This is a genomic window from Duganella sp. (assembly GCF_039595735.1).
GTDB lineage: Bacteria > Pseudomonadota > Gammaproteobacteria > Burkholderiales > Burkholderiaceae_D > Rugamonas.
The window spans coordinates 1-24,272 of record NZ_JBCNLB010000006.1 but is presented as its reverse complement, the minus strand read 5'-3'; the positions used below and the strand labels follow the sequence as shown (position 1 = coordinate 24,272).

At 59.8% G+C, this 24,272-nt stretch carries 20 protein-coding genes, 2 tRNA genes and 1 pseudogene; 9 read left to right on the top strand and 14 right to left on the bottom strand.

Annotation, left to right across the window (positions count from 1 at the left end):
• Positions 1-2: 2 nt before the first annotated feature.
• The 4 genes from ABDW57_RS13140 to ABDW57_RS13125 form a co-directional block, all read right to left on the bottom strand.
• Positions 3-755, bottom strand: coding sequence for an OmpA family protein (locus tag ABDW57_RS13140; RefSeq protein ID WP_343730643.1), 753 nt, complete (start codon positions 753-755; stop codon positions 3-5).
• 12 nt (positions 756-767) lie between these two features.
• A complete protein-coding gene (gene tagF / locus ABDW57_RS13135; RefSeq protein WP_343730642.1) occupies positions 768-1,736 on the bottom strand; it encodes a type VI secretion system-associated protein TagF in 969 nt (322 codons plus the stop codon).
• Positions 1,733-5,452, bottom strand: coding sequence for a type VI secretion system membrane subunit TssM (tssM, locus tag ABDW57_RS13130; protein WP_343730868.1), 3,720 nt, complete (start codon positions 5,450-5,452; stop codon positions 1,733-1,735). Before tssM ends, tagF begins: the two co-directional genes overlap by 4 nt.
• A 102-nt stretch (positions 5,453-5,554) precedes the next feature.
• Complete coding sequence (locus tag ABDW57_RS13125; RefSeq protein ID WP_343730641.1) at positions 5,555-6,394, bottom strand: M15 family metallopeptidase; 840 nt, start codon at positions 6,392-6,394, stop codon at positions 5,555-5,557.
• 102 nt (positions 6,395-6,496) lie between these two features.
• Here ABDW57_RS13125 and ABDW57_RS13120 point away from each other — a divergent pair, with 102 nt between their 5' ends.
• The gene (locus ABDW57_RS13120; RefSeq protein ID WP_343730640.1) at positions 6,497-7,219 is read left to right on the top strand and encodes a hypothetical protein; all 723 of its coding nucleotides are present in this window, start codon (positions 6,497-6,499) and stop codon (positions 7,217-7,219) included.
• On the opposite strand, the gene ABDW57_RS13115 is transcribed toward ABDW57_RS13120, so the two are convergent.
• On the bottom strand, positions 7,220-7,924 hold the full coding sequence (locus ABDW57_RS13115) for a glutathione S-transferase N-terminal domain-containing protein (protein ID WP_343730639.1): 705 nt from the start codon (positions 7,922-7,924) through the stop codon (positions 7,220-7,222).
• 188 nt (positions 7,925-8,112) lie between these two features.
• Between ABDW57_RS13115 and ABDW57_RS13110 the strand changes: the two genes are divergently transcribed.
• A complete protein-coding gene (locus ABDW57_RS13110; RefSeq protein WP_343730638.1) occupies positions 8,113-8,667 on the top strand; it encodes a flavodoxin family protein in 555 nt (184 codons plus the stop codon).
• A gap of 8 nt (positions 8,668-8,675) precedes the next feature.
• Here ABDW57_RS13110 and ABDW57_RS13105 read toward each other — a convergent pair whose 3' ends face one another.
• The 3 genes from ABDW57_RS13105 to ABDW57_RS13095 are packed head-to-tail and all read right to left on the bottom strand — an operon-like array spanning position 8,676 to position 10,312.
• Positions 8,676-9,017, bottom strand: a complete 342-nt coding sequence (locus ABDW57_RS13105) for a transcription initiation protein (protein WP_343730637.1) — start codon at positions 9,015-9,017, stop codon at positions 8,676-8,678.
• Positions 9,018-9,025: 8 nt separating this feature from the next.
• Complete coding sequence (locus ABDW57_RS13100; RefSeq protein ID WP_343730636.1) at positions 9,026-9,967, bottom strand: MBL fold metallo-hydrolase; 942 nt, start codon at positions 9,965-9,967, stop codon at positions 9,026-9,028.
• A gap of 15 nt (positions 9,968-9,982) precedes the next feature.
• Positions 9,983-10,312 (bottom strand): hypothetical protein, encoded by a 330-nt coding sequence (locus ABDW57_RS13095; protein ID WP_343730635.1) that lies wholly within the window; start codon positions 10,310-10,312, stop codon positions 9,983-9,985.
• A 170-nt stretch (positions 10,313-10,482) separates the two neighbouring features.
• On the opposite strand from ABDW57_RS13095, the gene ABDW57_RS13090 reads away from it, so the two are divergent.
• The 3 genes and pseudogenes from ABDW57_RS13090 to ABDW57_RS13080 all read left to right on the top strand — a co-directional run.
• Positions 10,483-11,001, top strand: a complete 519-nt coding sequence (locus tag ABDW57_RS13090) for a hypothetical protein (protein ID WP_343730634.1) — start codon at positions 10,483-10,485, stop codon at positions 10,999-11,001.
• 541 nt (positions 11,002-11,542) lie between these two features.
• Positions 11,543-11,950 (top strand): putative toxin-antitoxin system toxin component, PIN family, encoded by a 408-nt coding sequence (locus ABDW57_RS13085; protein ID WP_343730633.1) that lies wholly within the window; start codon positions 11,543-11,545, stop codon positions 11,948-11,950.
• 104 nt (positions 11,951-12,054) lie between these two features.
• Positions 12,055-12,525: pseudogene (locus ABDW57_RS13080) on the top strand (DUF3375 family protein); the annotation flags it as partial.
• Positions 12,526-12,585: 60 nt separating this feature from the next.
• On the opposite strand, the gene ABDW57_RS13075 reads toward ABDW57_RS13080, so the two are convergent.
• The 4 genes from ABDW57_RS13075 to ABDW57_RS13060 all read right to left on the bottom strand — a co-directional run bounded on the left by ABDW57_RS13075 (position 12,586) and on the right by ABDW57_RS13060 (position 18,311).
• Positions 12,586-12,661: transfer RNA gene (locus tag ABDW57_RS13075), tRNA-Asn, on the bottom strand.
• A 57-nt stretch (positions 12,662-12,718) separates the two neighbouring features.
• Positions 12,719-14,917: a TonB-dependent receptor gene (locus tag ABDW57_RS13070; RefSeq protein ID WP_343730632.1), complete on the bottom strand. Its 2,199-nt coding sequence runs from the start codon at positions 14,915-14,917 to the stop codon at positions 12,719-12,721.
• A gap of 370 nt (positions 14,918-15,287) precedes the next feature.
• Complete coding sequence (locus ABDW57_RS13065) at positions 15,288-15,983, bottom strand: DUF3334 family protein (protein WP_343730631.1); 696 nt, start codon at positions 15,981-15,983, stop codon at positions 15,288-15,290.
• Positions 15,984-16,121: 138 nt separating this feature from the next.
• Positions 16,122-18,311 (bottom strand): xanthine dehydrogenase family protein molybdopterin-binding subunit, encoded by a 2,190-nt coding sequence (locus tag ABDW57_RS13060; RefSeq protein WP_343730630.1) that lies wholly within the window; start codon positions 18,309-18,311, stop codon positions 16,122-16,124.
• Between the two features lie 210 nt (positions 18,312-18,521).
• Here ABDW57_RS13060 and ABDW57_RS13055 point away from each other — a divergent pair, with 210 nt between their 5' ends.
• Entirely contained in the window at positions 18,522-19,547 is a 1,026-nt protein-coding gene (locus ABDW57_RS13055; protein WP_343730629.1) for a DUF2971 domain-containing protein, read from the top strand.
• A 54-nt stretch (positions 19,548-19,601) separates the two neighbouring features.
• On the opposite strand, the gene ABDW57_RS13050 is transcribed toward ABDW57_RS13055, so the two are convergent.
• Positions 19,602-19,677, bottom strand: a tRNA-Asn gene (locus tag ABDW57_RS13050).
• A 195-nt stretch (positions 19,678-19,872) separates the two neighbouring features.
• On the opposite strand from ABDW57_RS13050, the gene ABDW57_RS13045 reads away from it, so the two are divergent.
• Entirely contained in the window at positions 19,873-21,360 is a 1,488-nt protein-coding gene (locus ABDW57_RS13045; RefSeq protein WP_343730628.1) for a glycoside-pentoside-hexuronide (GPH):cation symporter, read from the top strand.
• A 7-nt stretch (positions 21,361-21,367) separates the two neighbouring features.
• Positions 21,368-22,378: a glycoside hydrolase family 43 protein gene (locus ABDW57_RS13040; RefSeq protein WP_343730627.1), complete on the top strand. Its 1,011-nt coding sequence runs from the start codon at positions 21,368-21,370 to the stop codon at positions 22,376-22,378.
• Positions 22,379-22,403: 25 nt separating this feature from the next.
• Here the strand turns inward: ABDW57_RS13040 and ABDW57_RS13035 are convergent, their stop codons facing one another.
• Positions 22,404-23,282, bottom strand: a complete 879-nt coding sequence (locus tag ABDW57_RS13035) for a class I SAM-dependent methyltransferase (protein ID WP_343730626.1) — start codon at positions 23,280-23,282, stop codon at positions 22,404-22,406.
• 116 nt (positions 23,283-23,398) lie between these two features.
• On the opposite strand from ABDW57_RS13035, the gene ABDW57_RS13030 reads away from it, so the two are divergent.
• The gene (locus tag ABDW57_RS13030) at positions 23,399-23,728 is read left to right on the top strand and encodes a DUF2322 family protein (protein ID WP_343730867.1); all 330 of its coding nucleotides are present in this window, start codon (positions 23,399-23,401) and stop codon (positions 23,726-23,728) included.
• Positions 23,729-24,272 lie beyond the last annotated feature (544 nt).

Below are 24,272 nucleotides of genomic sequence, written 5' to 3'. Positions count from 1 at the left end.
CCTTACTGCGCCACGCGGAATTCGATACGCCGGTTGCGCGCACGCCCCTCCGCGGTGGTGTTTTCGGCTACGGGACGATCGGGTCCCTGGCCGGACACCATCACCATCTCCGGCTTGACGCCCTTCCCGCTCAGGTACGTTCGCACTGCCTCAGCGCGCGCCTGGCTCAAGGCCAGGTTGCTGTCGCGTAGGCCAATGTTGTCAGTGTGCCCAATCACCTCCACCTTCTTCCCCTTGACCTTCTGCAGCGCTGCCGCCATTTCATCAAGGATGGCCTGGCCGGATGCGGTGAGCGTCGCCTTGCCGCTATCGAATTCGATAATGCGCTTATCCAGTGCGGCATCCAGCAGATCTTGCTCCGCCGCGCTGACGCGCAGGCCATTGTTAACGGTGTAGCTGGGACTAAGACTGACGGCAATGTCGCTGGCGATCTGCTGCCGCTGCATTTCGTTTGCCACTTCACCACGCACAGTGACATTGGTGCCGTCGATTTTAAGTTCGCCTTTGCTGATTAGTTTCAGGTGCGGGCCAATCAACTTCTGCACATAGCCGTTCCAGTTTGGCGGCAGCGACACCGGCGAAATGCTCACCTGATCAATTACCCGCTCGACACCGTATAGAGCGCGCAACTGCGCCAGCAAGGCGGCCTTGCTGGCTTCATCGGATACGGCGCCGTTGACCACGATCTGGCCCGGCGTCTGCGCCATCGCCGCTGTTGCGGCCAGTAGCACCACCATCATCGTCAGTTTACGCATGCTGGAACTCCTTCAGACAAAGGTTTCGTGGAATAGCGCCTGTACGGAACGCAGCGAGAGCTGGCCCTGCTCCAGATAAGCCGAGAGCTTCTGTACGCGAGCGTCGCCCGCTATCAGTTCATCGACCCAGCCGGCGTAATCGAAATGAATTTGCTGTTCGGCCGCGCTGTGTGGATCGATGATGGCGGCCAGTGTTTCCGGCGCCGCACCGCCAAAACCGACCACCAGCGAGGGCTGGCCGCGCAGCTCAGCCAGGAACAGGCTCAGTTCAAAATCCGACTGCTGCAAAAACGGCACGACCAAGTCCATCCAGAACGTCGCCACCAGCTCGCGCTGATGCGCGGCCGCCGGCAGCGGCAGAACCAGGCTTTTGTCCAGCCGCTCGGCACCGCTGCGCCGTACCGGCTGCAGCAGCAGGCCGAGGGCAAGGATGGTGCGGCGTAGCGCGGCGCTACCCAGCATGGCCTCCAGCGCCGCAATCGTGTGGCGATCGAGAAAATCGATGAACTCCCGCTCATGCCGTGCATCAGCCGGATTGACATCGACGCAAGCGCTGGACAGTGCCTGCAGTACCGCCGCCGGATCGTCGGCCTCCAGCACCTCGGCGTCGAGCGCATCCTGCTCGTTCCACAAGGGAGCCAGCACCATCGGACTGCGTGGCACAAAAATAGCCGGCTGCTCCACGTCGATCGTGCTCATGCTAAGGAAGGGATAGCGGCGATGAGAGCTATCGCTGCTGGCCGCCAGATGGCCGGCAATGGCACGCTTGCTGCGCGTGCCCACAAAGGCAAAGCGCAGCGGACGCAAGGCATCGTAATTATGCTTCCAGCGCGGATCGGCACTGAGAAGATTCATGACTTCAGCCAGCCAGTCGTCCAGCAGCTTGACCAGCGCCAGGTTGTCGGCCGCCTTGATGAAATCAGCGCGCGTGGGCAGCTTGCCAAAGTAACCGATACGCACCCGCTGCGGTCCGCGCTTCATTGCACGGCCCCCGCCAACACCGTGGCTGGCGGCCCGCCGCCGGCCGGCGTCAACGGCGCGGGCGCGGATGGCAGAGACGCAGCCAGCGGCGCGCCTACCACTGTCTCCGGCAGGCGCATGCCACGGAAGCCCTGGTCCTGTGGCACTGCCGCGCTGCTGATAATCTTCAATCCCATCGCCACCGTGATGCCGCCGCTGGTCCAGCGCAGTTCAAACACGCCGCCGTCGCGTTTCTGCTTGTTTGCGGCGTCGATCATGCGCTTGAGTCCCGACTCGCCCGGCTCGCTGAACACATCCACATTGCGCCCATCGGCTGCCACCGCTGTGATGCGTGCACCGGACACACCTTGCGGCCCTGGATGAACCATATTGGCCCACTGCGCAGGCGTGTTGCGGTAGCGGAGCTGCTGGCCGTCTATCTCCACCGTGTATTCCAATGCGCCAGGTGCAGGCATGGGCTGGATCTGGAAGATGGTCTGTGCGGCAGCAGGCGAGGCGGCGCCGCCCGTACCAGGCGGTGCTATCCAGCCGGGAAAGCGCGCCACGGTCTGCGGCGACAACGCGATGCCCATGTCCGCCCAGGTGCGGGGCGCCAGTACGTTCCCACGCCGCAGCACCAGTGAGCCCATCGAGGCGGTGGCAAATTTGGCGATCAGTCCGTCCGGTCCAAAGAATTGGGCGATTTCCGTGTCCGCAGCTTCGACGCGCGCGTTGGGCGAGAACGGATATTTGTTCGCCAGCGTTTGCTGGAACGGTTCGTACACCTGCGCCAGCCACGTCTTGTTGATTTCCGCTTCCGTCGCAGGAATCAACACGGCAAAGGTCTGCATCAACGGCCGCACCAGAACGGGACGGATGAACTGCTTCTGCGCGTCGCTCATCCCGACCAGCATCTGCTCGTCCACAAAGCGCAGCGCATCCGCCAGTTCGGAGCCGCTGCCGTCCAGCGTTTGCTGCATGAATTGACGTGCGCCGGGGCCGGGGTCGCCCTGGTTCTTCAGCTGGTTCAAACGGCTACGCAGTTTGGACAGCACTTCCATGTAGGCACGCAGCAGCGAGGCGTCTTTATCCCTGGCCGCCACCAGCTTGCCGATGCCGGCAAACTCGCGTCCCACCGGCCCCAATGTGGCCACGCGTTCCGCCGGCAGGTTGATGTTGACTTGCGCCGGAGAGCGCCGCAGCAGGCTGTATTTGATCCAGTTGATGAAGCCTGCCTGCGCCTCCTTCACCTCTGCGCTCATTGCAGATGGATTGTCCCATGTGGTTTGCTCATGCAGTGCGCCCATCAGTTTCAGCAAGGGCGAAGTTTGCGGATCGCCTAACCGGTTCATCGCCGTTACGGCAGTATCAAAGCCATTCAGGCTGCCGACGCTGAGGCCCTGCACAAACCTCTGCCACTCGCGCACGTAGTCGGCCTTGTATAAATCCGTCAGCCCTTTCTGGATTTGTTCAGGGCTGCCTTCCAGCGTCAGATCATCGCGGGCGGCGGTCTTCAGCACCCAGTCGGTGCTTTGCAGCTCACGGTTGGCCGCATCGCGAAATGCGTCCTTGACGAATTTTTCCCATGCCTCGCGCGTGTAGGCGCCCGGCACGGCATAACTGCCGGTGACCATTGCCTGATCCTGCTCGCCCAGCATGCGCGCTACGGTCAGCGTCGGAAAGCGCGTGTTGGCACGGGCGCGGATATCGCCATAAACACGTTCACGCGCCGGCATGCCGCGCACCACGCGGCGCAGGTTCTCGCGCGCCTGATCCACCAGCGCCAGCTTCAAATCAATGCGCGGCCAGGCGGGATCTGGAATCTGCGCGAGATAAAAGGTCATCAGCCGCTCGGCGCTGTGGATCATCTGCTCGCGCTGCATGGTGCCACGATTGTTTTCCAGCCAGGCGCGCCAATGCCGCGGCAACTGGTCGTTCAGGTGGCTGGCTTCCGCGTGTGATTTATCGGCCAGCATCAGATAGCTTTTGAGGGCGTTGTAGGCGTCATCAACGTTGGTGGCGGAGGCTTCCTGAAACTTGCCTGGCACCGCTGCAACAGGCACGCCACGCGGCTGCAGCTGGTCCGCGTGCGCATTCATCTCGGACAGCAGCGTCTCCAGACTGGCGACCACCGGCATCAGCATGACATTCTTCACGCCGGCGAAGTATTCCTCACGCAGCTTGCGCTCCAACGCATCCCCCTGATAAAGCCCCATGCGCAGCGACCATGGGCGCGCGGTGCGGTACTTCTCCAGCTGCTGGATACGGTCCTGGATAATTTCCAGCGCCTCCAGCCGCGATTGCAGATCGATTCGCCTGGCCTGCAGTTTGATCACCTTGTCGAGATCGGCCTGCACGTTGCCGACCAACTGACGATTGCCGATATACGCCCAGCTCCAGCCGCCCAGCGCAGCTCCCAGCAGCAGCACCGCAGAAAAGAACGCCGCATAACGCAGACGCACCTTGGTCTTGCTGGCGTACTGCGACACCAGATCCTTATCCGCAAAGATCACCTTGCGGAACAGATTCAGCAAGAAGAAGCCTGCATGGCCTGCATCGCTGGCTTGTGGCGCATCCGGTGTCGTGAGCGCGAAGCGTTTGGCCACGCGCTGCGATTGTTCACTGAGCGGCATGCCCTCCTGCAGTGCGCTGGTGAAGTAAAAGCCGCGAAACACCGGCTTGAACTGGAAGGGATTTTCTTCAAACAGCGTCACAAGAAAGGCACGCAGCGGCGTACGAATCGTGGAAAACTCCAGCGGAAAGGTAAATACGCCCGGCCCCATTCGCTCGCGCCGCTGTTGTCCCATGATGGCGACGCTCATGGCTTTCAGGCCATCGCACAATTCATCGAAGGCGTGATCAAAGAACGCCATCAGCTGCTGGCTGCTGGTCTTGCGCTGATACGGCATGGTCGCGCCCCACACACGTTCGCGCTCGTTGCGCTCGGCCTGCGCGAAGAATTCGCTAAAGCCGGCGATCAGATCGGCCTTGGTGAACACCAGGTACACCGGTGCAAACACCTCCAGCCGCTCGATCAGATCCTGCACGCGCTTGCGCAGGCTGCGCGCCAGCTTGATGCCGGCTTCGGGATCATCGCCACGCAGCTCGGCGATGCTGACCGCGATGATGATGCCGTTGATGGGCGCGCGGCGGCGGTGCTTCTTCAACAGGTCGAGAAAGCCGTGCCATTCACTGCGATGCTCGTCCAGCACCGAATAGCGCCCCGCCGTGTCGAGCAGGATGCCCTCGGTAGTGAAAAACCAGTCGCAGTTGCGTGTGCCGCCCACGCCCTGCAGCACCTTCCCATCCGCAAACGGAAACTGCAGGCCGGAGTTGGCGATGGCGGTGCTCTTGCCGGCGGCCGGATTCCCGATGATCATGTACCAGGGCAGTTCGTACAAGGCACGCGCGCCGGAGACGATGCCCAGTTTGGAGCTGCGAATCGTCTCTATCGCCCTGAGCATACTATCGCGGATAGCCTTGACCTCGGCGGCGGAAGGATCGGCATCGGCCTGACCGATGGCCTCTCCCAAATGCCGGGACTCGCGCCGCGCGCGCCAGCAGCGCCACCACCAGACCGCGCCGGCCAGCGCCAGCATCGCGCCAATCGCCACCAGCGCCCAGCTCAACGCCAGCTCCAGCACTTGCGCGCCGAGGTAAAAGAACGCCGCCATCGCCATCAGGCCGATGATGGTGAGGTGGCGGCGATCGGTCAGAAAGGTCCAGATTCTGCGCATCATAAATCGTGTCCGGCAAGAGAAGCAGCGCCCAGGCGGCAGGCGGACCGATCAATGTTGCCACCAACAAAGCCGGTATTTCTTGCGCAAAAACAATCTCACTTATTTCTTTAGCGTGCCCGGCGTGCGCAGCTCGGCGTGGCCGAAATCCATCATGGTCCAGCGGCCACCCCATGTCAGTCCGGCCGCCTCGGCGGCGGCGCCGTAGAACTGGTAGCCGCGCATGGCCCAGGGATCTTTTTCCGAAATCACCAGTTTGCCGTCGCGCAGGAAGGCGCAATCGGCCGCCAGCCCGAACTGGTGATAACTCTGGAAGGCCCTGGCGTTGGTCACGCCGGGGCCGGCGGCAGCGAGCGCATTTTGCCGTTCCGGACTGCGATAGCCTTCGAGGATCGCCATGTCATAGCCGTGCCGCTCCTTCATGATCTTGAACACCAACAGCAGCCGCTGCGCAAACGCCGGATCAAGCAGTTGCCAGTTGCGATTGGCGCCGTCGAGCATGGGACGCACCAGCGTCACTTCGGCCGTGGTGAAGGTTGGCGGCGGCAGAGGCGCCGGCGCACTGAGCTGCTCGCCCTGCAGCAAACCGGCAATCTGTTCGTTGATGGCCTGGGTGTCGCTGTCAAAGCCGGACAGCATGCCGCGCCCGCCAAGCATCAGCGCCAGCATGGGCGGCACGGTGATCAGCACCAACGCCGCCAGCATCAGCAAATAGCGCCGCTTCAGAAACCGCAGCAGGCGACGCAGCACGTTGCCGGTTTCGCGTCCCAGCGCGTGCGCCTGCTGCACGCCGTCCTGCACGCCGCCGCACAGGCGCTGTGCGATACGGCGCCCGGCCGCGCTTAGCGACTGCACCACCACCTCACGACCAGCGGGAAACAACAACAGCCAGGCACAAAAACACGTCACCACAAAGAACAACAACACAGAAAAGAGAAACATGGTGCGCTCCATCAAAACGGGTCCTCGCCACAGACCGGACACTGCATCGTAGGCCGTTCGCAACGCTGCGATTCCGGCCAGATCAAACGCATGGGAGATATTGTGGACAAGGCAAAACCAGATCTGATGGGCAGTCGCGGCGCGCAGCGGCCGGTGGACAGCGGGCGCATCCTGGCGCAACTGGAGCATGGCGCGCGGGCGGCAAGCCCGGCACGCGCAGCCAGCTGGAGCATCGATGGCTGGACCATCGGCCTGTTTGCGCTCCTACTGTTGATGTGTTGCGTGGCGTGGATGATGCACGATAAAACCATCACGCCGAAGACTTTCCGGCAGGATTACAGCAGCACGGCGCGGCGGGCAACGCCGGCGGTGCAGGGGCATTTGCCGCAGACAGTGCAAGCTGCGGCGATCGTCAACATGACATCGCCAGCCATGGCCGAAAGCGGCGACGGGCCGCCGGGCGGCCCCGCCAGCGCGATCGGGAGCGTCAGCAATGGCGCCGCCACGCCCCCAACACGACCGCTTGCGCGCGCAGTCACCGCGCAGCAGAAGGCAGCGCCGGCAGTCCACGCGACACCACCGGCGGCGCCAGCCGGCGACACCGACATTGTTCTATTGACCGCCCTGGTGGCGCACGCCAGCAAGCCAGCCGCCGTCACGCCGGAACGCCCGCGCGACATCGTCGAACGTCAGGATGGCGACAGCACCGCGCAGCTGCTGGCGCGCTGCAAGCAGCTCGGCCTCATCGAAGGCATGCTGTGCCGCTCGCGCATCTGCTCCGGCCGCTGGGAAAGCGACGCCGCCTGCCGCGCCCCCAGTCATTAATCAGCCGCGCGACGGAATCTCAAGTCCCTTGGCCACGGCCGGACGCGCGAGGAAAGCGTTCAGCACGCGCTGCACGTTGCTGAATTGATGGAACTCGACCAGTTCGCCGGCGCCGTAGAAATTCACCAGATTGCGCACCCACGGGAAGATGGCGATGTCGGCAATCGTGTAGTCGTCGCCCATGATCCACTGCCGGCCTTCCAGGCGCTGCTCCAGCACCCCCAGCAGGCGTTTGGATTCGTTGATGTAGCGGTCACGCGGACGCTTGTCCTCGTAGTCCTTGCCGGCAAACTTGTGGAAGAAGCCCACCTGACCGAACATCGGGCCGATGCCGCCCATCTGGAACATCACCCATTGAATGGTTTCGTAACGGCCGGCGGCGTCCTTGGGCATCAGCTGGCCGGTTTTGTCGGCGATGTACAGCAAAATGGCGCCAGACTCGCACAACGGCAGCGGCTTGCCGCCGGGGCCGTTGGGATCGATGATGGCAGGGATCTTGTTGTTCGGATTCAGCGACAGGAATTCCGGCGACAGCTGGTCATTGCGGTCAAAGCTGACCAGGTGCGGCTCGTACGGCAGCCCGGTTTCCTCCAGCGCGATCGACACCTTCACGCCATTCGGCGTCGGCAGCGAATACAGCTGGAGGCGGTCAGGATGCTGGGCCGGCCATTTGCCGGTAATCGGGAAATCAGACAAATTCGACATGGGACACTTTCAAAAGAAAATATCCGTCGATTATCTACGAACCACGCAAAACCTGCTGGCGGCAGCCTAAAGAAGGCGGGAACAGCTCAGGCAGAAATCTCCCAGCCTGTCACTAACCTTTTAGTACGTACTTACCAGCCCGCTATCTCTGCTTTACACTTTTAGCTCATCATTCAAGCGGAGGTTTTATGAGCAAGACGATTGTGGTCTACCATTCCGGCTACGGCCATACCAGGCGCGTGGCGGAATATGTGAGCGAAGGCGCGGGCGGCGAGCTGCTGGCGATTGATGCGGAAGGCAATCTGCCGGAAGGCGGCTGGGACAAACTGGCGGCAGCCGACGCCATCATCTTCGGCACGCCAACCTACATGGGCAGCCCGAGCTGGCAATTCAGGAAGTTTGCCGAAGCCAGCTCCAAGGTCTGGTTCACGCGCGGCTGGCAGAACAAGGTGTTCGGCGGCTTTACCAACAGCGCCAGCTTCAACGGCGACAAGCAGGTCTCGCTGATCTCGCTGCAGACGCTGGCCTCGCAGCACGGCGGCATCTGGGTCAGCCTGGGCATCCTGCCGGCCAACACCAAGGCTGCGCAACGCACCGACCTGAACAACCTGGGCGGCTCGGTTGGCCTGCTGGTGCAATCGCCATCGGACGCCAGTGTCGACGAGATTCCGCAAGGCGATCTGGATACTGCCAAAGCCTACGGCAAGCGTGTGGCGGAAGTGGCCGCACGCATGATGAAATAAGGAAACGCTCAGGACAGCGGATCGAAGTGGAAGATCCGTAGTTCCTGATCGCAGCGGCACGCCTTGGCGATGCGCGCCGCCCAGGCAATGGCGTCCTCGCGCGACGGCAATTCCAGCACGGTGAAGCCGCCGTCGAGCGTCGGCGCCCAAGGGTAACCGCCCTCGCTGACCGTACCGTCGGCCGCCACCCGCACCGGCGCCACACTCTCATCAATGCCGCCGCCGAACACGTAGACGCCCGCCGCCTTGGCCTCCTCGATCACGGCATGCGAGGTGCGCACCACCTCTTCAAATTCATCGTCTGGAACCACCATCGCCGCGCTGGGGAAAGAAATCAGGTATTTGCTCATGGGTATCCTCACTTGCCACAATATTCGCTGCGTCTGGCCGGCGAGCGCATGATCCGGTCAACGTAGTAGGTCAGCGCCGCCTGGACGTACTTCTGGTCCGCGTGCGCGGCGACGAAAGATGCGCCCTGCTGCTGCCAGATCGCGACGCAGCTGGCCGTCGGCTGGTTGCCGTCGGCGCAGGTGGTGAACGCCTCAAAAGCACGACGGTAGCTGGAGAAGCTGCCATGATCCATCGGCAGCCCGTGTCCCGGCACCAGGGTCTGGAAATCCAGTTGATCGATCTCGGCCAAGGCCTGGCGCCAGCCCTCCGCGCAGCCGGTATCAAAGAACGGCAGCGGCACCACCACCAGGTCCCCAACGAACACGGCTTTGTCGGCTGGGTCATATACCCACACGTCGCCCGCCGTTGCCGCGTGCCGGGCCAGACGTAGCTGCAACTCGCGCCCGCCCAGCTTGATCGTCATCGGCCCGTTGACCGGATGATCGGGAACCAGGTTGGCCGGATCGTTGATCGCGTTCAGATAAAGCCGCGTGTCGGTTTTGCGTGCTTCCGGCACGGCGGGATCGTTCAGACTGGCCTTGGCCTCATCGACGCCGCGGATCAGGAAGCCTTTTAGCGCGCCCTCCACCGCGGTGCTCGCATACAGCTTTGCATCCGGATAAGCGGCACGGATGCGCGCGTTGCCGGTGGCATGATCGAGGTGCCAGTGGGTGTTGACGATGGCGGTGATCGGCTTATTGCGCGCCGTGGCCATGGCGATGATCTTGTCCGTATGCTCGGGATGGCGGCCGGTATCAATGACCAGCAATTCCTGTGCCCCCTCGATGATGATAGAGTTCCCATCCGGCTGCCTGTTCGCCGGCAGTTGGCCTTCAATGAAGGTGTACGCTGCCTGGCTTGCCGGTGCGGCACTGAGTCCTGCAACCAATGTCATTATGGCGATCGACATCACGTCCCGCCTCCGCTATGGATGCTGCAAGGTTCGAATGCGCTTGTTCGATACCGCGTAATACGTGTTCGAGCGCTGCCTGGCGTCAGCCAGGAAGCGGACAAACACCATATACAGGCCGATGCAGATGAAGGGAATGCCCCATAGCGCAAAGAATCCAGGCGCTCCGCTGGCGTGCAAGGCTGAATACTCCCCAAAGATGGCAAAGCCGCACCAGAGCAGGCTAAACGGAATGGCCAGGCTATCCGCTCGCCTGAGTACCAAACCTTGGCGCGGGCGCCCCCACCATTGCAGTTGCTCGTGAGGGGAAAGCTCCCGCTTGATTTCTTCAGGGATAGTGTTCATTGTTGTCCCAACGCCGGTTGAATGACATCTACAATCACCGCTACATCATACTCCACGCTGAGCGCGCAGAAGCTGCAGATGTCATCCACCGCTTGCGTGGCTTCCGGAAAGCGGAGCGACCGTTGCATTGAGCCAGCGCAAAGCGGTGAGCGCATACCTCGGAACAATGAATGGATTCCCTCAAGGAGCCCAATCATGGAAGCTATGCCAACGAATCGCACGCCACATCAGCGTATGATGATCATGAAGCCCGCCTTGCGAAATTGGAGAAAGCCGTGGCCGATCTGCAATGTGATATTGCCCTGTTAAGGCAACGAATGGACAGCGGCTTTGAGGCTGTTCAGGTGCAGTTCGCTTTGACCGAAGAAAAGCTGCGCCGCGAATTCAACGATGGCCTGCACGCGCTGGAGCGGCGCATGAGCGCAAAAATCGAGGCCGAGTCGCAGCGACTGGAACGCGCGTTTAGCAGCCAGTTTCAAGTATTGATCGCAAGAATGGACCTGCAGGATGCCAGAATGGATCGCCATGATGCAAGAATGGATGCCCGAGATGCCAGGATGGACCGGACGGAAGCAAAGCTGGATCGGCTCGACGCCAAGATCGACCACTTGGCCAAATGGCTGATCGGCGCGCAAGTGACCACCATGGCGTTCGTGGTCGCCATTGCAGTCCAGCTGTTCCTGCGCTGAAAAGCAAAAGCCCAACTGTAAGGCCGGGCTGTTCTGTGTTCTGGATCCCGGAACACAGTCCGTGGCGCTATGTGCCCATCGAACCTGATGCGCAAAGAACTTCTGTGGAATCCAGTGGAAAATATTTCCCGCTATTCTCATCAGCTTTCCGCTATGAAAGTTTACTCTCCAATCAAAATATTCACTTCAAAAATTAACACTGGAAAAAATATTAATCGGCCCCAGACATTGCTTCACCAAATCTTGAACAATGACTTCCCTTGAAGCGCAAAATCATTTTGACAAAATGATCGACACCTCCCAGCGGGAGCCCGTGCTCATCACAAGACGTGGCCGTCCAGTATCTGTCGTTATTTCTCCGAACGGGGATGCTAAAGAGGCACTTTTCCAATTCATGAAGGTCGTACGCGAACTTGCGCCTTGCACGGAAAAGAAGCGTCGGACGCCTTGGCCAACGTGCTGTCACGCGTTGGTCATCAAGCGATGGCGGATGGATTGACAGAAGCCGACATAAGCCGTCTGGTCAATGACGCAAAGTAGTTTGTCGCATATCGTTTTCGATACCAATGTCCTCATCAGCGCTGCAATTATTCCGGCCTCGGTAAGCCGCCAAGCGTTGCTGCATGCTGTCGCACACTACCAGCTTGTCCAATCTGAAGCGACTTGGACAGAGCTCACCGAAGTGGTCGCGCGCAAGAAATTCGACCGGTATTTTCCTGATTCCAGCCGCTGCGAATTCATGCTGATGCTAGCGAGGAGCAGCGAATTCATTAACGTGTCCGTCACGATTTCTGATTGCTCAGACCCAACGGATAATAAGTTCTTGGAATTGGCGGTCGAGGCCAAATCGCTCAACATCGTAAGCGGAGACAACCACCTCCCGGACATGCATCCTTATCGCGGCATCTCGGTGCTGACACCAGCCGCATTCCTACGGCTGTCTGAGTAGGATGAATGGCGTTCGAGACGACAAAGTTTACAAGTTTGTACATCCGCCGATCACTTGCCATATAGCTTACAATTTGAACATTATTACAACGATGTCACGCCTCGGTGAAACTCGACCACGCCACTCTTGAAAGCCTGCGCGCCAACCACCCAGCATGGCGGTTGCTGTCCGCGCGCAATGCGCCGCTCATCGTCAGCTTCTTGCAACGCACATTCATTGCTCCCAACGTCCGCACCATGGGTGCCGCAGACCTGGCGGAGGCGTTGGAAGATGAACTCTATGGCTTACGCGAACATATCGGACAAGATGCGTATGCTGGCGCAGCCTTGGACTTTCTGAATACCTGAGCCAAACCAGAGCATGGTTGGCTGCGCAAGTTCTACCAACAAGGTTCAGACGAGCCGCAGTTCGACGTGACACCCGCGACAGAAAAAGCGATCGCATGGCTGGACACCCTTGCCGAACGTGGCTTTGTCGGCACCGAATCCCGTTTGCTCACGCTGTTTGAGCTACTGCGACAAATGAGCGAGGGCAGCGAAGCCAATCCCGAACTGCGCCTCGCCGAGCTAAAAAAAACAGCGTGACGATAAACCAAAGAAAAAGGCCTCGTGATTTCGCACGAGGCCTTTGTATTCTGGCTCCCCGACCTGGACTCGAACCAGGGACCTGCGGATTAACAGTCCGTCGCTCTACCGACTGAGCTATCAGGGAAAAGAGGCCGCATTATATACGGCCCTTTTTCAGCTGTCTAGGCTGAGCGGCAATTAATTAAAAACCGCCGCGGAACTGCAAGCCAAACTGGCGCGGCTCGTTGACGAAGCCGGTCAGGTTGTTGAAGTCGATGCCGCCGATGATACGACGGGTGTTGGTGATGTTGCGGCCAAACGCTGCCACTTCATACTTGCCGCCATCCCAGTTGTAACCCACGCGCAGGCCGCCTTCCAGCATTTCCTTGCCGGTGAACTCCTTCGACTCATACAGGAAGAAGTTGATCTTGCTGCGGTACGACCAGTCGGTCAGCACAAACAGGTTGCCGTCGGCCAGCGGGAAGTTGTAGCGCGCCGAAGCGTTCACGATGTATTTGGCAGCTTGCGGCAGCGGGTTGCCGTTGATCGACACCAGGCCGTTGGCACCGATCGGATCGGTGATGGTGCACTGGGCGCACTTGGCCACGTACAGGCTAGGATCCTTGATCTCGGTGAAGTTGTACGAACCGCTCAGGCTGACCTTGAAGTCCGGGGTCACGAAACCTTCGATCTCGCCTTCCAGGCCACGGCCAACGGTCTTGGCAGCGTTGATCAGCTTGGTCACGTTGGAGTTACCACCCACCACGGTCAGCTGCTGGTTTTTTACATCGTAGTTGAACACGCTCAGGGACGCGCGGGCGCGGCGGTTGAACAGGTCCGCCTTGATGCCGGCTTCATACGAAGTGATGGTTTCGGCATCGGCCACGGTGATCGGCACCGATGCCGACGCCGCAGCGATCGACGGCGCGCGGAAGCCGGTCGCCACGCGGGCGTAGGCGCTGACGTCCTTGTTCAGCTTGTAGGTGCCGCTCAGGTCCCAGTTCGCCTTGTTCTTGCTCTCGTCGACCGACTTCGGACCGATCTGGGTCACGTTCCACGATTCCACCGTACGGAAGTCTTTCTGGTCGTGGGTGTAGCGCAGGCCGCCGCGGACCGAAAAGTCGCTGTTCACGTCGTAGGTCACCGAACCGAAGGCCGCGTAGGCGGTGTTGTTCTGGTGGCTCAACAGGTGCGAGGTTTGCAGCTGGGTGGTGCTGTCGAAGTTATCCGATGCGCCGTCGCCGCTTTCCTTGAAGTAGTACACGCCAGCCTGCCAGTTCAGCGGGCCGGCGTTTTTCGATTCAACGCGGAACTCCTGGCTGTACTGCTTCAGCTCAGGCATGCTGCCGGCGGTCTGCACCTGGAATGGAATGAAGCCAGGACCGGTCGGGGTGCCGCCATCGATGTCGCCGCGGGTGTAGTAGTTGTCCACGCCTTCGTAGCCGGTGATCGAGAACAGCTTGACCGAACCCAGGTCCCAGGTCAGGCGGGCGTTGGCGCCGTTGGTGCGCAAGTTCTGGAAGTTCAGGCCGTTGGTGTTGATCTTGGTGAAGTCGTAGCCGTCCGCGAAGTCGTTGGTGCCCTTCTTGATCAGGTTGGCACGGAACAGGCGCGCGCTGCCGTCGGTGCTACGGGCGTGCACGTTGAACAGGGCGTTGAAAGTGGCGTTTGGCTTGTACAGGAACTGCACGCGCTCGGCGTGTTCGTTGTAGCCTTCCAGCGCGTTGGTCTGGCCGGTGTAGGTGTTGTCGACGAAGTCGTCGCGGTGCTGACGCAGGGTCGATACACGCATCGCCCACTCGCTCGACAGCGGCACGTTCACAGCCGCTTCCAGGTTGGTGGTGTTGTGCGAAGCCCACGACAGGCTGTAGTAGCCTTCGACTTTTTCCAGGCTCGGCTTGGCCGATTCAAACTTGACCACGCCGGCCGGGGTGTTGCGGCCGAATAGCGTGCCCTGCGGGCCGCGCAGCACTTCCACGCCAGCCACGTCAAAGACCGGGAAGCCTTTCAGGATGCCGTTTTCCTGCACTACGTCGTCATATACCAGCGATACCGGCTGGGAAGCGAAGGTCGAGAAGTCGGTGTTGCCGTAGCCGCGGATGTAGAAGCGCGGGAAGGTACGGCCATTTGACGATTCCACGTTCAGCGAAGGCACTTTACCGGCCAGGAAGCGGATGTCCTGACCGCCGGACAGCAGCACGTCCAGCTTTTCGTTGTTCAGCATGGTCACGGAAACTGGCACATCCTTGATGTTTTCCGCGCGGCGCTGGGCGGTCACGGTCACGGTTTCCAGCTGTGGCTGTTGGGCGGTGGCGGCGTCAGTTTGTGCCAGGGCGGAGCCGATAGGCAAAATGGCGCTCAGCGCCAGTACGCGCTTGTGCATCTTCGACAGTTTGATCATTCAATTTCCCGATTTAAATGTAGTGCAAAGAGTTAGAAACAGTGTCTCCTGCTTTCTCTTTTGTGCCGTGCAGCGCTTGTTGTAGCTATCAATAGTGCACTGACTTTTTTGAAAGGCGATATTCTCTTAGATTGATACCATGTATTGCAAGCTGAATATAAGAGCATCCAGATTAACGGTTGGAAATTCGGTTAAGCATATGTAAAGACTGAATATTCAGTGGCTTAGGTGTGTCGTCCTGACCACCAAATGATGATATCGATAAGCTTGCCGGGACGGCATCGGGCCTTGGGGAGACATGGCAATTGTAGGAAATTTGCCACAAAAAGCAGCATGGCCAGCGCATGGCTGGCCGTGTGAGGGGATGAAATTACATGCCTAGCGAACGCAGCAGTTCGTCGGCATCGGTATCGCCGCCGCCGGCGCTGGCGGCCGGCGCGGCCGCCGCATTGGCTGCGCGCTGCTGTTCCAGCAAGGCGTCGGGATCGTCGATTTCGCTGGCGTCAAAATCGTGCAGGCGGATGAACTCGGTGCGGTCGATCGCCAGTTCCAGGTAGAACACATTGCCGCTCTCGGTATAGAAGCTGACACGGCGCATTTCCGGACGGTCCAGCGGGGTATCCACGCTGAGCACGATCTGCTTGTTCAGCACCAGCATTTTCGGTTGGTTCTGGGTGATGTTGGTTTGCAGCTCGCGCCGCACCTTGCCGGTGAAGTCGCCGACGATCTGGTTCATCAGCTCGCCCATGATGTTGGCCACCTCGTCCGAGGTGTGGGAGCCGGCCAGTTCCGACTTCGGCATGCCCATGTTGATCATGTAGCGCTCATAGATCTCCATTGCCGTGCCGGCAGCAAAGTTCAGCACCACCAGGCCGGTAAAGCCGCCGTCAAACAACACGAAGCAACCGATATCGGGCTTGAGGCCGATCTTGGTAATGCGCTGCACCATGCCGGAGTACACCACCTTGTTCTGGGTCGCGGCTTCCAGCACTTTGGTCACCGACTTGCACAGGCTCTCCAGCAGGTCTTCCGTGCCGTAGACAACTGCTCTGTTTTCGCTGCTCATAATCTACCTCTACTCTATTCATCTTGGTGAAGAAACATCACTCAGAATACCGAGTGGCAAGTTTCTCGTCCATAGGAATCGCGGTTTTCTGTCAGATTTAGATGAGTGCGTTCTTTTCGCCCAACCTTGCCACCGGCATCAGGCTGCGCCCAGGTCGAATGGCAACTTGCGCAGCCGTTTGCCGGTGACGCCAAAGAGCGCGTTGGCAAAGGCTGGGGCCAGCGGGGGAAACCCGGCCTCCCCCATGCCGGTCGGCGCCTGGTCCGATGGCACAATATACACATCCACGCGCGGCATGTCGGCCATGCGCGCCATCGCATAATCGCCAAAGTTACCCTGTTCAACCACGCCCTCCTTGAGGGTAATGGCCGCGCCCGGCAGCGTGGTGCCGAGCGCCATCAGCACCGCGCCCTCAATCTGCGCCTCAATCGTCAGCGGGTTGACCGCCATCCCGCAGTCGACTGCGGCCGACACCCGGTGCAGGGTGGGCACGCCATTTTTCACCGATGCTTCGACCACATAGGCGACCACGCCGCCGGACAGTCCGTGCAGCGCCACGCCCCAGCCACGGCCCTTGGCCAATTTTTTCACGCCGTAGCCGGATTTTTCCACCGCCAGATTGAGCGCGGCCAGATGACGGCCGTTTTTCCGGCCCAGCAGCTTGCGGCGGAACACCACCGGATCGATTTTTGCCGCATGGGCGGCTTCATCCAGCAACGTCTCGACCACGAAGGCCGTATGGGTCGAGCCGGCTGCCCGCCACCACAGGACCGGCACATTGGCCTTGATGTTATGCACCGTCAGGTTCAGCGGTACGTCATAGGTTTCGCCTACCCCTTCGATCATTGAAGTGTCGACCCCATTCTTCACCAGCGCCGCCTCAAACAGCGTGCCGGTACTGATGGGCTGACCAATGATCACATGGTCCCAGGCCAGGATGCCGCCCGCGGCGTCTAGGCCAAGATCGACCTTGTGGACATAGGACGGGCGATAGTAGCCGCCCTTGATATCGTCTTCGCGGCTCCAGATCACTTTCAGCGGGCCACGCTGATAGGCCTTGGCGATATTGACTGCTTCAACCAGATAATCGGAGCTGGGCACGCCGCGGCGCCCGAACGCGCCGCCAGCCGACATCGTGTTGAGCGTAACCTGCTCCGGCTTCAGTCCGGCCGTGGCCGCGATAGCGCCATGGTCGACGGTCTGGAACTGCGAACCGGCCCATACCGTACAGCGATCAGCCTGGAGATCGACGACACAGTTCAGCGGCTCCATCGGCGCGTGGGCCAGGTAAGGGAACTCATAGGTCGCGGAGATCGTCTTCGGCGCCGATGCCAGCCGGCTGACGTCAGCCGTTCGCGCTGGCAGGCCCGGGGTCAGGGCCAGCGCGTGGTAGTTCGCCATCTGCTGTTTCGAGTCGACTTTCTCGACGGCGCTGGTATCCCAGTCTATGGTCAGCGCATCGCGGCCCCTCTTCGCGATCCAATAACCGTCCGCGATCACCGCCACACCGCGCCCGCCGCCGTCGGTCGGCACCTCAATCACATCGATCACACCCTTGATGGCCCGGGTGCGAGTTGCATCGACCGCGCGCGCCCTTGCGCCAAACACGGGCGGCCGGGCGACCACCGCCACTTTCGCGCCCGGCAAACTGAAGTCCATGCCGAACTGCTGCTGGCCATTGCACTTGGCGCGCGCATCGAGGCGCCCGAGCGGCTTGCCGATATACCGGAAATCCTTGGCATCCTTCAGCTGGACGCTCGCCGGCACCGGCTGCTGCATGGCCGCGTCGGCCAATGCCCCGTAGCTGGCTTGTCGGCCGTCGGGACCGAGCACCATGCCGTTGCGGGTGACGCATTGTCCAGGTTGAACCTGCCATTGAGCTGCCGCGGCGGCGATCAGCATCGCACGGGCGCGCGCACCGATTTCGCGATACTGGGTGAACGAATGTGCCACCGAGATAGAGCCGCCGGTCATCTGCAGTCCGAAAGCCAGGTCCTTGAAAGCATTGCCGGCCGGCGCCAGCTCGGCGCGCACCTTTGACCACTCAACGTCGAGTTCTTCCGCGATCAGCATCGGCAGCGCGGTCTGCACGCCCTGACCAAATTCCAGACGGTTGACCATCACGGTGACGGTATTATCCGGCGCGACGCGCAGGAAAGCGTTGGGTGCGGACGGCGCTGCCCCGCCATCGGCCTGCGCCAGCCGGTTGGCGGCGGGGATGAAGAAGCCTAGCGTCAGCCCACTGGCCGCCTTGAGAAAGCTGCGGCGCGAATTCCCACCGACAGGTTGAGATGGCGTGGTCCCAGGAATGATCGATTCGATGCGCATGCGGCTTCCTTATGTGAGGATAATGCCGCTGCATTGTGCAGATTCGCCGGGGCCACCGCAATTATGAAAATTGCCAAAATGTCGAATGAAAAGCAAAAAAACCAATCTGGTTTAAGTTGCTTTTAACATACGGCTGAACCCTTGGCTTCTACCAATTCCCATGTGGCCGAAATAAAAGCAATATGAAATAATTCTTGAAATAAACTAACCATGACAAATACGAAATGGAAAGCCATGGGCCGATTCCTCTATAAATACATGCCATTGCGGGGTGACTTCTTCATCAATCCGATGATACGTGCGACTCCAGCCGTAGCGCTTAACGACCCCTTCGAGGGAAACCTAATCCTTGACCAAGTACGTGACGCGGACCGAAACCAAGCCGAGTATTACAAAAGCAATGGTCATGCCTCCGAACAGGCAGATGAGCATACTCTCATGGACCTGATGGGGATTATCCAAGCCGATCTTTCCGACTTAGGGATATTGGCCTTCACGGAAGATCACAACAACCCCCTGATGTGGGCACATTATGCCGACCAGCACAGGGGAGTAGTGGTCGAGTTCGACTTCGCCCAGCCATTCTTCATGGACTCGCTCAAAGTGGTAGACGGCCGGCAAAGCAGATTCGGAAAAGACCCTTTGGGCGAAGTCTACGAATTTCCAGAGAAGGTCGATTACCGATTCGACTTCCCGAACTTCCGCCGAGCGGAATCCTCTGCCCCTGATTCCATGAGCGACTACCACTGGAAGAAGTTCCACAGAGGGGTTTTGTTCACCAAGGCCAACGAATGGATATACGAGAAGGAACAGCGGACAGTCGTCCGGCTACGCGACGCTGACGTGATCATTTGCGACAACAATGAGCAAGTCAGGAAGCTCTGCCGGGAGCATCCGAGCATAGTCCTGACGGATGAAAAGGAAATCGGCGATCGGAAGAGAATGCGGATCACCTATCCCAACGAATACGAAATGCACGAGGACATGGCCGACGAGAGCGTAAAGGCGGAGATCTATCACCTGACCTCCAATTTCGCGGAGCCTGCGATCCACCTGTTCAGAATAAATCCCAGGGCAATAAGCGCAGTCTATTTCGGATGCAAAGCTGACCACTTGCCGGCACTGGAAAACATCCGAAACAACCCATCGCTATCCACGTTGAAACATATCTACGAGATGCGTGTGAGCCAGTCTCACTACCGCCTTGAAGCCCTTGACATTGAAATGCATCGCTAAAACGCAAAAAAACCAGCCGGATCAGGGCTGGTTTTTTTGCATGCTGCTGAATTCTGGCTCCCCGACCTGGACTCGAACCAGGGACCTGCGGATTAACAGTCCGTCGCTCTACCGACTGAGCTATCAGGGAATTGAGGCCAGAATTATAGCGGGAGTTTTTTGATTTGGCGAATTTTTTTTCGCCCAATCCCGCATACCGCGCTTGACGCCCCCGGCGGGAAAAGTGACAATGAAATGGTTGCGCTATCTTTTTCACATTGACGCCATGGTATTACCATGACAATCGCCGCGGCAACCCGGCGCCCACAACAATAATCGAGACACGATGAGCCATACCAACCTGAGCCCGACGGGCAAACTTTCGGTCATGGAAAAGATCGGCTACAGCCTGGGCGACCTGGCCGCCAACCTGATCTTCCAGACGCTGCTGACCTTCATTGCCTTCTTTTATACCGACGTCTACAAGATCTCGGCCAACGCGGCAGCCACCATCATCTTCATCGGCGGCCTGGCTGGCGCCTGCTTCAATCCACTGATGGGCTTGCTGGCCGACCGCACCGTCACCCGCTGGGGCAAGTTCCGCCCGTGGCTGCTGTGGACCTCGGTGCCGTTTGGCCTGATCGCCATCCTGGCCTTCAGTACGCCCAACCTGGGCGACAATGGCAAGATCATCTACGCCACCCTGACCTACATCGCGCTGCTGCTGATCTACTCGGCCAACAACCTGCCCTACTCGGCCCTGAGCGGCGTGCTGACCGGCAGCATGCAGGAGCGTAACAGCCTGTCGTCCTACCGCTTCGTGGCGGTGATGGTGGCTCAGCTCATCATCCAGGTGCTGTTGCTGCCATTGGTGCTGATCCTGGGCGGCGGCGACAAGGTCGAAGGCTTCCGCAACACCATGATCATCTTTGCTGTGGCCGGCACCATCTGCTTCCTGATCACCTTTGCCACCACCCGCGAGCGCATCGTGCCGACCGCCGCCCAGCGCTCCACCATCGGCCAGGACGTGGCCGACCTGCTGCGCAACAAGCCGTGGGTAGTGATGATGCTGCTGACCATCCTGGTGTTTGTCACGCTGGCGCTCAAGGGCGGCCTGTACATCTACTATTTCAAGAACTACCTGAGCGAAGCGGCGCTGGCCGCTTTCCTGAAGGACATCGGCTTCATCAGTTTTATCGGTCACCTGAACGCGGCGCTGAACAGCATCGGCCTGACCAAGTTCCAGTGGCCTGAAGACCCGGCCACCTCGGCCTTCAGCCTGTTCAATGGCGCCGGCATCCTCTGCATGATCATCGGCATCGGCTTCTCCAAGTCGCTGGCCGACCGCTTTGGCAAGCGCGACGTGTACGGTGTGACGCTGTTTATCTCCACCCTGTTCATGCTGGCGTTCTACCTGTATCCGCCAACCTCGATCGGCCTGGTGTTCGGTTCGCAAATCCTGCACGGCTTCTTCTACGGCATCACCATCCCGCTGCTGTGGGCGATGATTGCCGACGTGGCCGACTACTCCGAATGGAAAAACAACCGCCGCGCCACTGCCCTGCTGTTCTCGGCCATGATCTTCGGCTTGAAGGCCGGCCTGAGCATCGGCGGCGCACTGGTCGCGGCCCTGCTGTCCAGCTTTGGCTACGACGGCACGCAGGCCGTGCAGCCGCAAACCGTGGCGGAAGGCATCCGTTTGTCGATCAGCGTCTACGCCTCGATTCCATTCCTGGTGGGCGCCGGTCTGCTCTACTTCTACGAAATCAACAAGGCATCGGAACGCACGATCGAACTGGATCTGCAAACCCGCCGCGCTCAACCTACCGCATAAGGCAACCATGTCCGAACAACTGACCCCGGCCGAAGAACAGGCCCTGCAACGCGCCATCTCGCAGCCACTGGTGAGCCACATCTACACGGCTGATCCGTCGGCGCACGTATTCAACGGCAAGATCTACATCTACCCGTCGCACGATATCGAGGCCGGCATTCCCTTCAACGACAACGGCGACCACTTCGGCATGGAGGATTATCACGTGCTGTCGATGGACAACCCGGATGGCAGCGCCACCGACCACGGCGTGGCGCTGCACGTGAAGGACGTGCCATGGGCCGAGCGCCAGATGTGGGCACCGGATGCGGCGTACAAGGACGGCAAATACTACCTGTACTTCCCGGCCAAGCGCGCCGATGGCATCTTCCAGATCGGCGTGGCGGTGGGCGACCAGCCGCAAGGCCCGTTCACGCCTGAGCCTGCGGCCATCGAAGGCAGCTATTCGATTGATCCGGCGGTGTTTGAGGATCAGGGCGAGCACTATATGTACTTCGGCGGCATCTGGGGCGGGCAACTGCAGAAGTACCGCAACAACGAATATGGCGCGGCGAACGAAGAGCCGGCGGACGAGCAGCCGGCGCTGACCGCGCGCGTGGCGCGCCTGACGGCCGACATGAAGCAGTTTGCCGAAGCCCCGCGCGACGTCGTCATTCTGGATGAAAATGGCCAGCCCCTGCTGGCCGGCGACCACGACCGCCGCTACTTCGAAGGCCCGTGGATGCACAAGTACAAGGGCAAGTACTACTTCTCCTACTCGACCGGCAACACCCATTTCCTGTGCTACGCGGTGGGCGACAACCCGTACGGCCCGTTCACCTACCAGGGCAAGATCCTGACGCCGGTGATCGGCTGGACCACCCACCATTCGATCGTCGAGTTCGAAGGCCGCTGGTTCCTGTACTACCACGACAGCAGCCTGTCCAAAGGCATCACCCACCTGCGCTCGGTGAAAGTGACCGAGCTGCACTACGACGAAGACGGCCGCATCAAGACCATCGACCCGTACGGCAAATAAGTCCCGTACCCCGGGCCGCGCAAGCTCAGACGATGAGCGAGCGCGATGGCTTTTGCACGCGCTGCTTTTCCAGCACCACCATCGAATCGTGGATGTGCAGGCCAGGGCAGAAGTTGCTGACTTCCGGCACCTTCTGCCCGTCGATGTGATACCAATGATGGAGGTCGTCGATCAAGTCCTGCACCATCGTGCTGAAGAAGTTACTGGGCGCGCGATAGCCGCCGCCGAAGGTGTCCCAGTACGCGGTATGCAAATCCTCGATCATGTAGAGACCGCCTTCGCTGACCTTCGGGAACAGACCCTTGAGCGTCACCGGAATATGCGCCATCTGGTGACTGCCGTCATCGAGCACGATGTCAACGCCGCCCATCTCCTCCACCACCGACGTCAGGAACTGGATATCGGTCTGCGAGCCGATGCGCACCTGACCGGCAATGCCATTCAGCTTCGCACAGTTGGGATCGATGTCGACGCCATAGATGATGGCCTCGTCGCCAAAATACTTACGCCACATCTGCAGGCTGCCGCCCTTGCTCACGCCGATTTCGAGAAAGCGCAACTTCTTGCCGCGATAGGCGCTGAAATAACGGTCGTACAGCGGCAGGTAGTGGTGCCACTTGTGCACGAGGTAGCCCTTGTTCTCAGCATACATGCGCGCGAGATCGCCCTCGAAGCCGTACTTGGTGCGGATATCGTGTTCGACACCGAGCTGCTCGTCGTAGCCAAACTGATTGATATCGACCAGCGGGATGCGGTTCTGCCCCGACAGCCAGCGCAACTGATCCTTCGGCAAGCCCAGCTGGGTGTGGACGATGTCATATACCGTCGGGAGCAGGCTCGGGTGATTGGTCAGCAAATGATTCAGGGATTCCAGAATGGTGACTTCGATGTTCTTTTCGCTCATGTCTAATCCCTCGTTGAATTGGTAGCAAGATCATACGCTACCATCACGGCATCACCAACTGAGAGCACCTGTGACAAAATACCGTTTTTAACCCGATGATCACCTATAAGAAGCTCATGCAACGACCAAACTTCAGCGATAAATTTTCCGACAACCTGGCCCTGCTTCCCGTCATGGATGCGGTGGCGGCCATCGAACTGCTCGACCAGTCAGGCACGCCCGTGGCCAAGATCGAAAACAAACCAGGCCAGGCGGGCTCGCTGCGCGTTTATGGCTGGCTGGCCGACCAGCTCGGCGCGATCACGCCCGAGGCAGCCGAACTCGGCCTGAAAATTTATGCCGAGCACACCGAGGATGCCCGCGCCAACCCGGGCAAACATCCCAATATCGACCGTCTGTTCAATATCAAGACAGCAGATCAGACCCTGCAGGTGAAAGCACTGTAAGCTGCACCCAGGCAGCCGGCGCCCGTCGGCTGCTTTCTGCAGGAAAATGTGCCAAAAATGCAAAAAGCCCAACCTGTAAGGATTGGGCTTTTCTATATTCTGGCTCCCCGACCTGGACTCGAACCAGGGACCTGCGGATTAACAGAACGGGGCTCCGGCAAGCCAATGGGCATCAAGTCCAAGAAACGTAACAGGTCTTTCCGCCCCTGCCGCCGTGGCCCTCAAGGACCGATCTAATACCGAAACAGTATAGCTGCTGCCGTGGCATCGGTGGCAAAAAGTTGATGCGATTCAAGGGCTTGGCGCTGCCGAACGCCGAACTGGGACCGACAGCTACTTCCAGCGATGTAAAAGCTTTTCCATAGAACTAACCTAGCCTTCACCGGAGAGCATGAACGAAATCATTGCAAAACCAAGGGGAACCTCGAAAAACCGCTCCGACTCTGGCATGATGTCGGTGACATGATTCTGACGTGATTCCGATGATCAAACACAGCCTGTTTGCCGACCAGGAGCGCGAAGCGAAGCTCAACGAGCTTGGCGA

Coding starts and splice junctions, on each gene's coding strand:
- ABDW57_RS13140 (WP_343730643.1), bottom strand. CDS start 755: ATGCGTAAACTGACGATGATGGTGGTGCTACTGGCCGCAACAGCGGCG.
- tagF (WP_343730642.1), bottom strand. CDS start 1,736: ATGAAGCGCGGACCGCAGCGGGTGCGTATCGGTTACTTTGGCAAGCTG.
- tssM (WP_343730868.1), bottom strand. CDS start 5,452: ATGCGCAGAATCTGGACCTTTCTGACCGATCGCCGCCACCTCACCATC.
- ABDW57_RS13125 (WP_343730641.1), bottom strand. CDS start 6,394: ATGTTTCTCTTTTCTGTGTTGTTGTTCTTTGTGGTGACGTGTTTTTGT.
- ABDW57_RS13115 (WP_343730639.1), bottom strand. CDS start 7,924: ATGTCGAATTTGTCTGATTTCCCGATTACCGGCAAATGGCCGGCCCAG.
- ABDW57_RS13110 (WP_343730638.1), top strand. CDS start 8,113: ATGAGCAAGACGATTGTGGTCTACCATTCCGGCTACGGCCATACCAGG.
- ABDW57_RS13105 (WP_343730637.1), bottom strand. CDS start 9,017: ATGAGCAAATACCTGATTTCTTTCCCCAGCGCGGCGATGGTGGTTCCA.
- ABDW57_RS13100 (WP_343730636.1), bottom strand. CDS start 9,967: ATGTCGATCGCCATAATGACATTGGTTGCAGGACTCAGTGCCGCACCG.
- ABDW57_RS13095 (WP_343730635.1), bottom strand. CDS start 10,312: ATGAACACTATCCCTGAAGAAATCAAGCGGGAGCTTTCCCCTCACGAG.
- ABDW57_RS13090 (WP_343730634.1), top strand. CDS start 10,483: ATGGATTCCCTCAAGGAGCCCAATCATGGAAGCTATGCCAACGAATCG.
- ABDW57_RS13070 (WP_343730632.1), bottom strand. CDS start 14,917: ATGATCAAACTGTCGAAGATGCACAAGCGCGTACTGGCGCTGAGCGCC.
- ABDW57_RS13065 (WP_343730631.1), bottom strand. CDS start 15,983: ATGAGCAGCGAAAACAGAGCAGTTGTCTACGGCACGGAAGACCTGCTG.
- ABDW57_RS13060 (WP_343730630.1), bottom strand. CDS start 18,311: ATGCGCATCGAATCGATCATTCCTGGGACCACGCCATCTCAACCTGTC.
- ABDW57_RS13055 (WP_343730629.1), top strand. CDS start 18,522: ATGACAAATACGAAATGGAAAGCCATGGGCCGATTCCTCTATAAATAC.
- ABDW57_RS13045 (WP_343730628.1), top strand. CDS start 19,873: ATGAGCCATACCAACCTGAGCCCGACGGGCAAACTTTCGGTCATGGAA.
- ABDW57_RS13040 (WP_343730627.1), top strand. CDS start 21,368: ATGTCCGAACAACTGACCCCGGCCGAAGAACAGGCCCTGCAACGCGCC.
- ABDW57_RS13035 (WP_343730626.1), bottom strand. CDS start 23,282: ATGAGCGAAAAGAACATCGAAGTCACCATTCTGGAATCCCTGAATCAT.
- ABDW57_RS13030 (WP_343730867.1), top strand. CDS start 23,399: ATGCAACGACCAAACTTCAGCGATAAATTTTCCGACAACCTGGCCCTG.